The sequence below is a fragment of the Acinetobacter sp. WC-141 genome (assembly GCF_000313935.1).
Taxonomy (GTDB): Bacteria; Pseudomonadota; Gammaproteobacteria; order Pseudomonadales; family Moraxellaceae; genus Acinetobacter.
Genome location: NZ_AMSS01000024.1, coordinates 1 through 457, shown reverse-complemented (window position 1 = coordinate 457; position 457 = coordinate 1). Strand labels below are relative to the sequence as shown.

General features: G+C 50.3%; 1 tRNA gene and 1 rRNA gene. Both read left to right on the top strand.

The window, feature by feature from the left end:
• Positions 1 to 194: ribosomal RNA gene (locus ACINWC141_RS03900) — 16S ribosomal RNA — on the top strand; the annotation flags it as partial.
• 59 nt (positions 195 to 253) lie between these two features.
• Positions 254 to 330, top strand: a tRNA-Ile gene (locus ACINWC141_RS03895).
• Positions 331 to 457: the final 127 nt, after the last annotated feature.

The window sequence follows — 457 nt, the reverse complement described above, 5'->3', positions numbered from 1 at the left end:
AATCGCGGATCAGAATGCCGCGGTGAATACGTTCCCGGGCCTTGTACACACCGCCCGTCACACCATGGGAGTTTGTTGCACCAGAAGTAGGTAGTCTAACCGCAAGGAGGACGCTTACCACGGTGTGGCCGATGACTGGGGTGAAGTCGTAACAAGGTAGCCGTAGGGGAACCTGCGGCTGGATCACCTCCTTAACGAAAGATTGACGATTGGTAAGAATCCACAACAAGTTGTTCTTCATAGATGTATCTGAGGGTCTGTAGCTCAGTTGGTTAGAGCACACGCTTGATAAGCGTGGGGTCACAAGTTCAAGTCTTGTCAGACCCACCATGACTTTGACTGGTTGAAGTTATAGATAAAAAGATACATGACTGATGATGTAAGCTGGGGACTTAGCTTAGTTGGTAGAGCGCCTGCTTTGCACGCAGGAGGTCAGGAGTTCGACTCTCCTAGTCTC